Genomic DNA, 13,370 nt, shown 5'->3' on the forward strand with positions numbered 1-13,370 from the left:
GAAAACCATACCGACCGTTGGAGGCCGGGCGCGACGGTCGTGCGAAGTTTGTTTCCGCCCGCCGCGCGTTGCGGTGGAAAGGTTTTGGCTCCCTTATAGCGCCCCAGAGAGAAGTGCGCGCGACCAGTCCGCGTTGATCCGCTCGAGCTCGGGAATCGGCCGCAGCGGTTCATCTGTCGCGTGGCGGTTGGCGAAATCGGCACGCAGACAGCCGAAAACGCGGCGCGCCACCCGGCGCTGCAAACGGCGCGTGGCCTCGGCAGGCGAGTCGTGAGCCTCGCGACGTTTGCGGAAATACTCCTGGCCGGGCCCGGGATGACGCCTCTGGGTCAACGCGATCCGGTACAACGCGGCATTGAGTTGGCGGTTTCCCGAGCGGCCCACGCGTACCCGCGTCCTGGTGCTCCCAGACCAGTGCGGAAGCGGAGCGACCCCCGCATAGCATGCGAACGCGGCCTCGCGGCGGAAACGCTGCACGCCCGCGGTCTCGGCAACCACCTTGGCCGCTGTGAGCTCCGCACACCCGACAATGCGCAAAAGCGAGGGCGCCGCAGTGCGCACCCGCACCGCGATTTGCTTCTCGAGCGCGTCGATCTCCTCGGTGACCGAGGTGATGTCGGCCAGCTCATCGCGGGCCAGCGACGCCACCAGGCCCGTCTGGCTGGCCAACCATGCATCGAGGGCATGTCGAGGGTTTACTCGATTCAGCGCGGCATGCTTGGGCGCGCGTGACGGGTCAAGTTCGTGTACCCGCCACAACAACCGATTGATCGTTGCCGTCCGGTGGATGACTAGGTCCTCGCGGCGATCCACCAACAGCTTCAACTCGCGCGACACCCCATCATGGGTGGCCACCGGCAAGTCCGGTTCCCGCAACACGGCCCGGGCCACCGCCAACGCATCGATCGGATCCGACTTGCCCCGTGTCCGCGCCGATGCGCGAGTGCGAGCCATCAGATGCGGTGGCACCCGCACCACCCGCTGCCCCGCATCCAGCAGCGCCCGCTCCAGCCGCGACGACAGGTTACGGCAGTCCTCAACCCCCCACAGCACATCGGCACCAAAAACGCTGCGAGCCCAGTCCAGCGCCCGAAGGTGCCCGGCCCCAGTCGCTTTCACCGTCAGCTCATCGAGCCGACGGCCGCCGGCGTCGACCCCGACCATCGTGTAAGTCGCCTTGTGCGCATCCACACCGACAACCACCATGACAACCACCCACTTTTGTCGCGGCCGCGGCGGCGGCCTCGTCTGGCCCCAGCCACAACACCCGGGGCCGGCACCACATAGGTAAGCCAGCCAAAGCGGCACTATTCCTCGAACGTCGGTCCCCGGGTGCAGCGGAGGTCGACCGCCTTACGACGGTCACCGACCAGGGCGCGATACTGCTGGGTTCCTGTAACGCGCCCAGATCCTCGCGCCGAACGCCGACATGACGGCGTCACGCTCACCCGAAGGCGGCATTCGATGGTAGGAGCCGGACGCACGGTGATGAGGACCAAGACATCGTAGCTCCGCGGTACTCCCCCAGCCCGTTTCTAGCGCAACCCGCGGAATGGTCGCGCGCCCCTAACCAACCTCTATGCAGAAAACGCCGCGGCCAGATGTCACCGAAGTGTGGCGGCAATACAGTTCGCGATTCAAGGCGGCGACGGCGTTTCTTGAGCGCTCAGACCCTTTCGCGGTCAGCGTCTCCTAGTGCTCAGCCAGATTAGACGCCATTGTCGGTACCGCCGGATCTGTTGGGTCCCTTGCGGTGACGTCCCTGCCCATTGCTGCGTGACGTGTCGATTACCCAGGCGTCGATCCCTGGACGGCGGTAGCGACGAGTCTTGAAGCGGCGCGGCGTTTGTGTTTCGACGCGCGCAGTTGCGCGCTGCGAATTCTCTGAATACGAGCGGTGGACCGGACCGTGAAGATGGCGAACCGTCGACTCCACCCGTCGGATCGCCAAGGCTCGCGCCCGCTCAATCACTTGGGCCTGCATTTCATCACGCGTTGACGCGGGAAGCCCTGCTCGCTGAATGCTGCTGAGTCGGTTGTTGGCGGTGTCGACGATCCGTCGAAGATCAGATCGCAGATACTCGGCGATGCTCACCTCAGCGGTCGGTGACAGTAGCTCGGCAGGCCACAGCCCACCGATAACCCACGGCGCGCAGTCCGCGGCGGGCCCGACGCCGGGCCTAACGGGGGAATGCACGATCGTTCTGCGGCCACGCAGTCGCGAAAGTAGCCAGCCGATCACCGCACCACTTAACCACATGGACATTGAAATCCGCGCGTGCCGCCAAGGCCATCCAAAACACGCACCGCGCCCGACACGCGCAGGCGGGAAAACGGGCGGTATCCCTTACAAGCTTGAGGTAGCCAAGCCCTCGATCACGTGCAGACTGCCGCTGATGACCATCGCGATCAGCAGCGCCGCTAACGCCACGGATACCAACAGGCCGCTTAGCCAGGGAAGTTTGCGCGAATCATGCACTGCGCGCCCGCCTTTCGCTCTTCATCCGCCGACATTCACTGATTCGGCCTACCACTGCACAATTAGTCAACCGCCGGTGGCAGATCGGTGCGCTCATCGCATGTCCTCATGACCGCCGGCGGGCATCGCGCTTGCGGGTCGCAACTGGCCGATCCAGTCGGGTTCGGACAACACAGCTGTGGCATGTACGCAAAACTCGCCATGGCGCGCCGGCAACGTCGCGCTCTGGTTGTGCACCTGTGCCACATGGTCGAAACCTGCCAACGACCCCAGACAAGTCGCGGCCTCCATGATCAGTAGCCATCCCCAAAACGCCGCCGCGCCATGGACTTTCGGCCGCGCCTGGCGTTCACCGATCTCAAACACCGCCATCACGGCGAACCCCTCTGATCGTGCCCGCGCCGGTGGCTGTGTGTTAATTCCCAGTGCGCCAGCCGACCCGGCTGATCGTGAACTCGGCGCACCACACCGCGCCGCTGCAGGATCATTAAGGCGCGGTACACCTCTTCAGCCACCACAGGCCGGCGTCCACGCCAACCACGACGTTCGGCAACGGCGATGCGCATCGCGCTGGTCGTGATAGGGCCCGTGGCGCCAGCTAGGACATCGACCAGCGCGGCGCGCAGCTGCTCGGCGTTCACTGCTTTACTGCCTCGGCGGCACGGCGATGACGATCCAGCACCCACTCCCACAAGTTGCGGGGTTGCTCCACCTTGGGTCTCTCCTCCAGCAGCGTCTTGACCGCCTGGTCGTATTTGGCGACGAAGTCCGGCCAGTCGGGCAGCTCGGTGCTGATACCGGCCGTGCCGCGGCGCAGCAGCCGCGCTTGCCCCAGGTTCTGTGGGAGCAGCCGCCGGTAATCGAGGCTGGGACCCAAATGCGAGGACAACGTCTTAGCCCCGCTGGCTTGATCGAAGGTTTCCTGGCGCCGCGTCGCCTCACGTGACCACTGCTCGCCGCGCTGCAACATCTCCATCTCGTCCGCCCCGTACATGATCAGCGCGGCCGGGAAGGTGGCGCGCAGCTCGCGGGCATAGGCGCTGCCGTAGACGGTGTCGAACTGGCAGGAGGCCTGCACCGAGAGCAACAGGTTCACCCCCAGGCCGCGGCCCTCCGAGACGTGGCGACGCAGATATGGCATGGGGGCCACGTTGGCTGCTTCATCGATCACCAGCAGCAGCCGGTGCAGCATTTCCTTGCGAGCCGTCTTGCCGCGCCAGCTGCGCACCAGATGTTCGAGCAACGTCACGGCCGCACCGGCGATCGATCCTTCGGCCGGGGCCAAGATGAACAACGTCGCATCCGGTTGGGACAGAAACGATTCATCGAAACACGGATCATTGATCCCGCGCAGCCCCAGCCGCATCCACGGCGTGACCGCCTTGCGCATCGTCAAGGCAATGCTGTCCCGCTGGCGCGGATCCATCGCCAAGGTGCGCATCAGCGCGTTGCGAAGCAACGGTTGGTCGTTGACATGCCGAGCCGCACAGTGCCAGCCCGGCGCATCGGGGTCATGGTCGTCTTCTCTTAAGTTGTCCACGGCCAGCAACACCCACTCGATGCCTTTGCCATTGCCGCGCGAGGAAGCCGCGTACAGCATCGCCGCCAGCGGGGCCTCAGTGTTGGCTTCCCAAATCCCGGCATCAGAGACCTGGTCGATGCCCGAACCCAGCCCGACCGCCGACATCTGCATCATCGTGTTGGCCGCGGTCACCGCCTGATCCGGCGTTGTGATCAGTGCGGTCGGATCAAACGAGCACACCTGCGCATCGGGCGGATACACCGCCGAGTAATCCGGTCGCAAGTCGATCACTTGCTTTGGGCCCCACCGGCGTTGGCACACCAACCACATTAGGTCGTCTTTGGACGACACACACACCGCCGGCCCGCCCCACAACACCGCCGCCGGCGCCAGCACGGCGCGGGTCTTACCGGTCTCGGTGGGTGCAGACACCAGCAGGTGGCACGCCCCCTCCGCTAAAGACAGCTTGCCATTGGAGCTATTGCGGCTAAATCCGCAGAACGGCGAGGATGGTGGGCAATACATTGCTAGAACCTTCTGATGGGGCTGCGATCCCCCGGCGGTTCATCGCGGCGGGTGGGGAACACCCCCGGCCCGGTCAGGTCATCGGCCTGCACAAAGCCGAAATCGATATCATCGATCTCTTCGGGCGGGCTCATCGGCCACCAGTCGCGTGCCCCGTCCACCGCCAGCCAGCCCTCCAAAATCCCGTAGATCCCCGCTGTCAGCAGGGTGGCGGGAATTTGGGCCAGCAGCCACGGCACCGCCGCGGCCGACACCAAAGAATTCCCCGGCCCCGTCAACCACAACAGCAGTGGCAGCGGAGCGCCAACGATCGCCGCCGACCACATGAACGCGGCAATCGGGTACGAACGCAGCTCGCCGGGAATTAGCTGAACCACACTCACCGACACGGCTTTACCCGCCGGCCACCCCAGTGGCGCCAGCAGTGCCGCAATTACGAATATCACCCACTCGTACATCGCGTACGAGGTTTTAATGGGCCGCGCATACCAAGGATGTATAACGTCATCGTCGGCAGGGTCGACCCGCGCGCCGGTATATTCGGTATCGCGATCTCGTATTTGACGCGCCAGTATTTCCGCGCGCCTTTTCTGGAATATGAAAGTGCGTTGGTTACGCGCGATCCACTTGCGGCGGATCTCGTCGAACCGGTCAGCCGGTACTGACATCAGCAGCACCCCCGGCAGGTCGTACAGGCTCAGTGTAGAAGTCGTCTAAACGTTGCGCGACGTCCAGTAAGAAGTTCTTCAACTCGGCCGCACAGCGCGACACCCCGGCGCATTCCGCGTCGCGCCGCGCCGCGTCGATCGCCGCCGCACATGAGCTGACCAGCTCTGATATCCGCATCGCGGGGGTAGCTCCGCCCAGTGTCCGCTGCGCGGAGCCCTCTTGCCATGCCAGCGCCACATCCAGGCGGGCCAGCGTCTTGACCGACAACCCGCCGCCGCGTTCAGCGGCCTTGTACAGCGTCGAGGGCGCCGGGCCACCCGCGGCTGCGAGGTCCTCGCGGGTCCAGCGCAGCTGCGCTAAGCGGTCCTCGACAAAAAACAGCAGCCGCCCCACTCCGTCTGCCGGGATTGCGTTCACACGAATGACGGTAACAACCGATCAAGTTATTTCGCTACGGCCGTGGAATATCGGTTATTGCATCCCTTAAGCTGGGCCCAAGGACAGGAGGTCAAGCAGATGCGTTTTGTTATCGGCGCTTTTCTCATCGCCCTCATGGGATGCGTTTTCACCCTGCTCACGGCGGTGATCTTCGTGACCCAGCACCTGTTTGCCAGCATCGTGATCGCGGGGCTGCTCGCCAGCGCCGCGGGTCTTCGCGCGCACCGCCGCAAGCCCCGGCGTGCACAGCGTGGCGTGGACTACCCCACCGCCGTGACGGGCCCCCAACTGCCGCCGTCGATTCGGTGGCCCGCACACAACATGTCCTCCGCGCCGCTGCGCCGGTCCATCCTGTCCCCCGGTTCCCGCAAGGCTCTGCCATGAACAACCCCGTAACCGACCACGAGCAGTATTGCGCCGCGACTCAGGCGTTCTTCGACGACATCGACAGCGACAGCCCAGACGACCTCGACATCGGGGCCGCCGCCATGCTCGGCGCGCAGCAACAAGCTCCGCCAAGCCCTGACCTTGAACCCGCCGAGGACCCCGTCGACGCCGACGCCGACGAGCAGCCCCGTGGACAACGGCTTGACGCCGAGGACTCCATTGATCTCGACGGTCCCGACCGCGCCGATGAACCACCCAGCCCTTTGGGTGACGACATCAGCGACGACCACGGCGATGTCGCCGAAAACCCGCAGCCGGCAAGTGATCTCGTCGACCAGCTCAGCTCTGCCGACACCGCCGGCGATGACATCGATAGCACTGGGCAATCGACACGCGCTCCCCGTTACAACAAAAACATCGCCGCCGGATTCGCGGCCATCACCGTGGCTGCCACCGTGCTGGTCAGCGCTGCCCTGCTAGCCATGCGCAGCCAACCGCACACCAATGAGCAGCCGCCCTCGCCCAACACCCGGCTCGCCGTTGCGCCCGCACCCTCGAGCACCACTCCAGCGGCCGACAACCAGGACTCCGCCATCCCCTACACCGCCACCGCGGTGGGATGCCTGCCCGGTTCGACTGCCGCGCAGTCCGTCGCCGGTCCGGACTCCACCCAGGCCTGGGTTTGTGTCACCGGCGGCAACGTCGGCCAATTCCTGGTCATCAACCTAGGCCGCACCATGGTCGTCACCGCCGTGTCGATCACCCCCGGCTGGGTCGGCGCCGACGCCTCCGGCGCCGACCAATGGCACCAGCATCGCGTGCTGACCCGCGTGCAATGGAGCTTCAACGACACCCCGCCCACCGCGGTGCCCCAAGAGACCGGTGCCGTGCACGGTGAAGCCACCAAACCCATGCCCGCTAGCGGTGTGTTGGCCTCGCGAATCGTCATGCTCGTCCAAGAAACCGGGCGAGCACCCGCCGACACCACCACCCCCACCACCACTGCCGCTCCCGGGGCCGGCAGCGGTTTCCTCGGCGAGGTACTGGGCCCACCGGCCGCACCCGCTGACCCGGCGCCGACCAGTCCCACCCCCGTGCTGCCCGGACTGGCCCCCGACTCCACCCACACCGATCCCGCCGACAACACCTTCGCGGTGTCATCGATCAAAATCTTCGGCCACTCACCCCTACACCCGTAGGAGGTTGCCACCGGCAATGCTCACCCACACGTGGCGCCACCGCCTGCAAGGCACTCATCGCGCGGCACGACGCGCCGGGCTCGTCGTCGGTCTGGCCTCCTGCAGTGTCGTGGCCATCGCCACCATCTGGGGATGGATCTTCGACGACCCCATCGACGTCGGCGGGCCGGCGCGCAGCGCGGTCAACCGCACCGCCCTGGTCGGCTCCTACGCCCAAGACTGTGTCACCCGCTGGCTCACCGCCACCGCAGCCCACCAGCAGGTCCTCCACGACTGCTTCTCGCTGCGCGACCCGATCCGGCTACCTACCACGCCCGCGCTCATCGTCACCTCCCCGGCCGTCTCCGCGGTCACCCTGGTCGGCGACACCGGCGCCGCCCAGCAGTGGAGTGTGGTTATCAGCGTCTGCGAGCGGGCATTTGAGGCGGCCACCCCCCACACCGCCTACTACCGGCTGCCCGTCGTCTACAGCAGCTACGGCCTACGGGCCAGCGCCCTGCCCGCCCGAGTCAACGGGCCCGGCGCCGGCGCGGACGCGCCGCTAGGCTATGCCGCCGCGGTCGCCGATACCTCACCAGCTTTCGCCACCGTCAGCGGATTCATCACCAGCTTCTTGACCGGCGCCGGCGGGCTGGAACGTTACGTCACCACCAGCTCTGGGCTGGCGCCTGCCGCCGACTACCACTCCGCCCAAGTCATCAAGCTCGTCGCCAACCACAGCCCCGGTGAGCGCGATGTCCCCTCCGAGGGCACCACCGTGCACGTGTTGGCCACCGTCAACGCTGTCACCAACCAATACGCCCCGCTGCAGCTGGACTACCCCATCGTGTTGACGGTCACCAGCGGCCGCTGGAGCGTCTCCGCACTGGACTATGCCCCCCTGCTCGCCGCGGGCGCTGAACTGACCCCCGTCATCCCCACCGCCGCAGCCCCGCACTAGAGCAACCAGGAACCCACCGTGAGCCTCGAGCACCTACCGTCGACGATCCTGATCGCCACAGCGGTGCTGCGCCTGGCCCGACTCGTGCGCTATCACCGCGGGCGCAGGCTCATCCGAACAGGGCTCCTGACCGCCGCCGCCGCAGGCGCCCTGTTGCTGCTCGTGGCGGCCGGCCACGCCATCCATCTCGACCCCACCCTGGGGACGCTGCCGCAGTCCTTGCGCGAAATCACGAAAGGAAACCCTTCATGACTACCGCCTCGGCCCCAACGATTTTGGCCGCCACTGACCTGGTTTCAGGCAGCCACTCCCTCTACACCATCGGCGTGGGGGTGCTGGTCGTGCTCATCCTGCTCGGCGGCGGGGCACGCGCGGCCGCCGCCTTCTTCGGCGGCCGCATCGGCGCCACCGTGGCCTGGGCCCTGACCGCGGTCATCGTCGCCGTCGTCGTCGGCTCCGGCTACGCCATCTACACCTCAACCAAACGCACCGTCGACCGCACCGGCATCACCACCGGCCAATTCGGCCAGTAAGCCGCGCCGCTGCCCCAACACCTCATCGCGACCGCCCCCTGGCCGGCGCTCACACCGTTCGAGGAACACCCCGTGACCGAATCAGCGCAGCTGTTCAAAGGTGTCCACGACACCCCCGTCTACACCGACATCCTGTTCAAAAAGCCGCTGCGACTACCGGTGGCGATCAGCCTGTACGGGGGCACAGCCCTGACCGTCGCACTGACCATCCTTGCCCTGGATTCCGGGCACGCCCGCGCCATCTTGATCTACGGCCTGATCCTGACCGGCGCCGCCGCCGGCGCCACCGCACTGCTCCCCCGCCAGCGGCCCACGCTGCGCTTCCGTATCGCCAGCGCGTGGCGCGCCCTGCGCCCCGCACCGGCCAGCAGCGCCACCGATTCGCTGCTGGCCCCGCCACGGGCCGCCATCGCGAACCTCAGCTTCACCGCCCACGGCGTCTACGCCCACTACCTGATCAGCGGGTTGCCCTACTACCTGCAATCCACCAAACGCCGCACCGCCGTGGCCGATCGCCACCAAACCCTGGCCCGCGAAATCCCCGCCGGCACATGGGTCTTCGGGTTATCCGTACCCCAAAACCAGCGCCAGCTACTGCGCGCCATGCTCGATGGCCACCGCGACCAACACCGCTGGATCAGCGCCTGCCGGCAAATGGCACCCGTCATCGGCGCCCAAACACCGCGCACCCGCATCTACTGGCTCGCCATGCCCGTCGACGCCGGCCGCGCCGGGCACAGCCCCGCAGGCCAAGTCGCCAAACTGCGCGACTGGGTCATCGGCCGCGACAAAGACTCCGACGACTCCGTGGCTGCCTACCAGCGACTCGCCCACGACATCATCACCGCCATCCCCGAAGAATTCGGACCCCAACCCGTCAGCGCCGACATGATGGACTGGTTCTGGCGCCACAACGCCTGGCGCGGCGTATTCAACAACGCCCTGCCCCGCCGCGCCACCACCACCCACCTCGACACCAGCGCACTGCCAGTCGCCGTCTTCGACGACGGCGACCAGCACCACCACGGCGGACGCGCCCTGCCCCTGCCCCTGGCCGCCACCGCACTCGCCGCTGCGGCTGCCGCCGCCGCCATACTCGTCGGCCCCCTGCTGGCCGCCCCACCCGCGGCCGGCGCCGCGGCCGCACTGCTGGCCTGGATCGCCGGCATCCGGCGCATCCCTTCCTGGAGCAAAACCCTGCGAGTCTTCAACCCTGACGGGGTCTATCCCGACAGCTACCAAGCCATCCTGCCCGTCGTCGACATGCCCAAAGCCGGCATCGTGTTTCCCGGCTCAGAATTTCTGCAAGCCCTCGACGACCTCGACACCGGCGCCACCTTCGACTTCGCCGTCAACCTCGTCACGCTAAGCCGCGAAATGGAATTCGTGCGCAACGACCGCGCCAAAGGCAACATCGATGACCAATTCACCCAGCGCCGCGACGTGCGCAACGGCGACGCCGAACTCATCGCCACCCGACGCCAACTCGCCGAATACAACCGCCAACTCCAAGCCAACATCGACGAACGGCCCTTGCACGCCGCCTTCGTCATCGCCGTCGGCGCACACGACCCGCACACCCTCGACTACAGCGTCAAACGCCTGCGCGAAGAACTCACCGGCTCCGGGCAAATCGCGATCCGCCACTATCGCGGCGCCCAAACCAGACTCTGGGCGGCCTTCAACCCCGCCGCACCCACCCACAAAACCACCGTCGACCAATTCGCCCAACCCACCACCACCAAGAAATGGTCACGGTTCGTCCCGTTCACCTCCTCCATGGTCGGTAACAGCACCGGAATCCTGTTGGGATTCAACCGAAACAACGCACTCAACAGCGCAGTGCTGCTCGACCTGGCCGCTGCCGCGCGGCGCAACCACAGCCCATGTCTGGTGTGCAGCGGCGCCCTGGGATACGGCAAATCCTATGCCGCCAAACGCATCACCCGCGCCGAAATCCAGCGCGGCACACAAGCATTCATCGTCGACCCGGGCATCGAATGGCAAAAAGCCCTAGGCGATGTCGACAACAAGGCCGTCATCGACATGGCGGGCAACCACTTTTCCTGCGACCCGCTGCGCACCTTCCCCCCGCATCAAGCAGGCGGCTACTGGCTCGACTACATGATCCCCATGATGAGCCTGGACCCGCGCAGCATCGCCGTCAGCCGCCTTCGCACCATCTTGGCTGCCGACGTCCGCCAACGCCTCGGCATCACCAGCACCGCAGCCCTCATCACCTACATCAACCACATCCAAGCCCCCACTGCCGGCCCCGACACCCGCTCACCGCACGTTGCCCAACTTGCCGACGACCTCGCCCCCATCGGCGCCGCTCTGCAATCCTGGGCCACCTACGACTTCACCCAAGCCATCTTCGATGACACCCTGCCTGTGCCCGACCTGGCCAGCCTCGACGTCACCATCTGGCTCACCGGCAGCCTCGATCTGCCCACCGCCGACGAAATGAACACCCCCCACCTCTACGAACGGCTCTCCGACCGCAAACGCGCCTCCGTGGCCATCTACGGCATGCTCGTGCGACTCGCCCGAGTGACATTCTTCGCCGACAGCGCCCGCTTCGGGCTGATCGTGCTCGAAGAGGCCGGTGCCCTGCTCAACTCCCGCGCCGGCGCCGACGACGCACACCTGATCAGCCGCCGAGCTCGCAAGCACTACACCGGGTTGCTGATCATCACCCAAAACCCGGTCAAAGACTTCGCCCTTATGGGCGATGAATTCATCACCCAACAACTGATCATGCCGTTCGAAAACGAAGACCTCGCACGCCAAGTCGCCGCCAAAGTTGCCATCCGCCTCGAGGACTACCCCGACATCGAAGAATTCTTCCTCGCCCAACCCTCACCCGAAGAAATGCGCGACCCCACCGCATTCGACGACCTCGACACCGCCGCCGGCGTCCACCGCCGCACCCGGCAAGGCTACGGATTCTTCGTCGACGAGTTCCGCCGCAAATCACCCATCTGGGTGGCCACCGAACCCGACACCGCCACCCACCACGCCTACAACACCACCCCCGGGCACGCGACATGACCAGCGCCCCAACCACATTCGGCCAGCGCGCCGCCGAATACCTCGGCTACCAAATGGCCACCCGGCCGCGCCTGCGGCGCCTGATGTCCTTCTGGATGATCACCCACACCCTTGGTGCCGCCGCGATCGGCGCCGCTCCACCCGCGACCGCCTCCACCCTGGCCGGCGCCCTGAACTGGACCGGCGTCACCGACAGCCACGGCGTCCCAGTCGGCAACTACTACCTGTCGGTGGTCAGCACCAGCGAAGCCATCACCAAAGCAGGCCCGGGTCTTAGCGCCGACCCCTCCAGCTGGGCCCGATGGCTAGCCAACGCCCTCACCGTCGGCCTGACCCACGAAAGCATCATCGAACTACTCCAAGCCCAAGCCGGCATCTACATCTTCATGATCGCCCTGTCGCTGTGGCTGCTGCGCTTCGCCATGTCCAACACCTGGCTGCTGTGGCTGGCCACCTGGTTTCGCCCTGTCTTCGAGACAATCCGGGTGATCCTTGCCGACCTGTGGGTTTTCCCTATCTGCCTCATGGCCGGCCTGGCAGTGGGCGCCTTCCACATTCTTTGGCACGGCCGCAAAGGCTTTGGATCGGGAATCATGGTCTCCACCGTGGCCATCGGCGTGCTCGGCGTCGTGCTCACCCGCGACCCCCTTTCTGACCTCTACAGCGAAAACGGGCTCCTCACCCAAGGACGCAACCTCGGTTTCAGCGTCTCCCAAGCGGCATTCAACAACGGCTCCATCACCACCGGCGGCGGCCCCGCCCAGCTGCAACACCTCACCGGCCTCATCGCCGACACCACCGTGCGCATGCCGTTGCAACTGATGAACTTCGGCACCACCGTCGATGACATCGGAAGCTGCGGAAACGCCTACACCGCGGCCATGCTCACCCCCCACGACGGCGCGGACCTCGCCGGCCCCGCCCACGCCATGGCCTCCTGCGGAGCACCCCAAGCCCTGTCCTTCGCCCAACACCTCTCCGGCGCCAACCTCGCACTAGGCAGCTGCTACGGCCTGCTCGGCGCGATCTTCGCCTTCTTCGTCTGCTACGTCACCTACAGCTACGTCATGGTGTGCTGCGCCGCCTTCGTCAACGCCCTACTGGCCATCGTGGCCGCCGCCCCCGCCATGATCCACGGACACCCGCGCCGGCGCGCCGGTCGGCGCATCGCAATGTTTTTCAAACACGCCGCCCTGGTTTTCGCCTACACCACCTACATCTCCCTGGCCGCGATGATCGTGCTGAAAATGGGGGCCCGCGGCGGCTACGCCGATCAAGTCGGCATGACCCACCCGCTGGCCCGGCTGTTCATGATCGCCATCATTTCCGTCGTCGCCATCGGCGTCTTCTGGTGGCTCAAACGCGAACTCGGCGATCACACCCGCCAAGACCTCACCCACTCGATCAGCGAACTCGGCCGCCACGGCCGCGAAGGCTACCAACGCGGACAAGACGCCTACGACCGCGCCCGAGACCTCAACTCGCGCGCACCCTGGTCAAAAAACCTCGACGACAACCAATCCGATAACCCCGACCAACCCGACCAGCCGCTGACCGGCCCCCCGGTCAGCGGCCGCCCACCCGGCGGACGGCCACCCTCACCCGGCAGCGCGCGCCACCACAC

General features: G+C 66.2%; 14 protein-coding genes. 8 read left to right on the forward strand and 6 right to left on the reverse strand.

The features are described 5' to 3' along the window. Positions 1-93: 93 nt before the first annotated feature. The 5 genes from ACQI5H_RS23085 to ACQI5H_RS23105 all read right to left on the reverse strand — a co-directional run bounded on the left by ACQI5H_RS23085 (position 94) and on the right by ACQI5H_RS23105 (position 4,909). Positions 94-1,206 carry an IS110 family transposase gene (locus ACQI5H_RS23085; protein WP_427081614.1) on the reverse strand — a complete coding sequence of 371 codons (1,113 nt, stop codon included), beginning with the start codon at positions 1,204-1,206 and terminating at the stop codon, positions 94-96. Between the two features lie 502 nt (positions 1,207-1,708). Beyond that, entirely contained in the window at positions 1,709-2,095 is a 387-nt protein-coding gene (locus ACQI5H_RS23090; protein WP_427081615.1) for a hypothetical protein, read from the reverse strand. 477 nt (positions 2,096-2,572) lie between these two features. Beyond that, positions 2,573-2,851, reverse strand: a complete 279-nt coding sequence (locus tag ACQI5H_RS23095) for a hypothetical protein (RefSeq protein ID WP_427081616.1) — start codon at positions 2,849-2,851, stop codon at positions 2,573-2,575. A gap of 265 nt (positions 2,852-3,116) precedes the next feature. Further along, a complete protein-coding gene (locus ACQI5H_RS23100) occupies positions 3,117-4,526 on the reverse strand; it encodes a type IV secretory system conjugative DNA transfer family protein (RefSeq protein WP_427081617.1) in 1,410 nt (469 codons plus the stop codon). Positions 4,527-4,528: 2 nt separating this feature from the next. Next, on the reverse strand, positions 4,529-4,909 hold the full coding sequence (locus tag ACQI5H_RS23105) for a hypothetical protein (protein ID WP_427081618.1): 381 nt from the start codon (positions 4,907-4,909) through the stop codon (positions 4,529-4,531). A gap of 111 nt (positions 4,910-5,020) precedes the next feature. On the opposite strand from ACQI5H_RS23105, the gene ACQI5H_RS23110 reads away from it, so the two are divergent. Next, positions 5,021-5,191, forward strand: coding sequence for a hypothetical protein (locus ACQI5H_RS23110; protein ID WP_427081619.1), 171 nt, complete (start codon positions 5,021-5,023; stop codon positions 5,189-5,191). Here the strand turns inward: ACQI5H_RS23110 and ACQI5H_RS23115 are convergent. After that, on the reverse strand, positions 5,178-5,612 hold the full coding sequence (locus ACQI5H_RS23115; RefSeq protein WP_427081620.1) for a hypothetical protein: 435 nt from the start codon (positions 5,610-5,612) through the stop codon (positions 5,178-5,180). The two genes, ACQI5H_RS23110 and ACQI5H_RS23115, sit on opposite strands and share 14 nt — an antisense overlap. A gap of 99 nt (positions 5,613-5,711) precedes the next feature. Between ACQI5H_RS23115 and ACQI5H_RS23120 the strand changes: the two genes are divergently transcribed. The 7 genes from ACQI5H_RS23120 to ACQI5H_RS23150 form a co-directional block, all read left to right on the forward strand. Then, positions 5,712-6,017, forward strand: a complete 306-nt coding sequence (locus ACQI5H_RS23120) for a hypothetical protein (protein ID WP_427081621.1) — start codon at positions 5,712-5,714, stop codon at positions 6,015-6,017. Further along, the gene (locus ACQI5H_RS23125) at positions 6,014-7,219 is read left to right on the forward strand and encodes a hypothetical protein (RefSeq protein WP_427081622.1); all 1,206 of its coding nucleotides are present in this window, start codon (positions 6,014-6,016) and stop codon (positions 7,217-7,219) included. The genes ACQI5H_RS23120 and ACQI5H_RS23125 overlap by 4 nt, the downstream gene beginning before the upstream one ends. Positions 7,220-7,235: 16 nt before the next feature. Next, positions 7,236-8,159 carry a conjugal transfer protein gene (locus ACQI5H_RS23130; RefSeq protein ID WP_427081623.1) on the forward strand — a complete coding sequence of 308 codons (924 nt, stop codon included), beginning with the start codon at positions 7,236-7,238 and terminating at the stop codon, positions 8,157-8,159. Between the two features lie 18 nt (positions 8,160-8,177). Further along, positions 8,178-8,411: a hypothetical protein gene (locus ACQI5H_RS23135; protein WP_427081624.1), complete on the forward strand. Its 234-nt coding sequence runs from the start codon at positions 8,178-8,180 to the stop codon at positions 8,409-8,411. Continuing rightward, a complete protein-coding gene (locus tag ACQI5H_RS23140) occupies positions 8,408-8,692 on the forward strand; it encodes a glycosyl transferase family 39 (RefSeq protein ID WP_427081625.1) in 285 nt (94 codons plus the stop codon). The genes ACQI5H_RS23135 and ACQI5H_RS23140 overlap by 4 nt, the downstream gene beginning before the upstream one ends. Before the next feature lie 72 nt (positions 8,693-8,764). Then, positions 8,765-11,746, forward strand: coding sequence for an ATP-binding protein (locus tag ACQI5H_RS23145; protein WP_427081626.1), 2,982 nt, complete (start codon positions 8,765-8,767; stop codon positions 11,744-11,746). Then, positions 11,743-13,370 (forward strand): hypothetical protein (locus ACQI5H_RS23150; protein WP_427081627.1); only part of this gene is annotated, 1,628 nt, incomplete at its 3' end. The genes ACQI5H_RS23145 and ACQI5H_RS23150, both read left to right, overlap by 4 nt.

It is taken from the genome of Mycobacterium heidelbergense (assembly GCF_050205645.1).
GTDB lineage: Bacteria > Actinomycetota > Actinomycetes > Mycobacteriales > Mycobacteriaceae > Mycobacterium > Mycobacterium heidelbergense_A.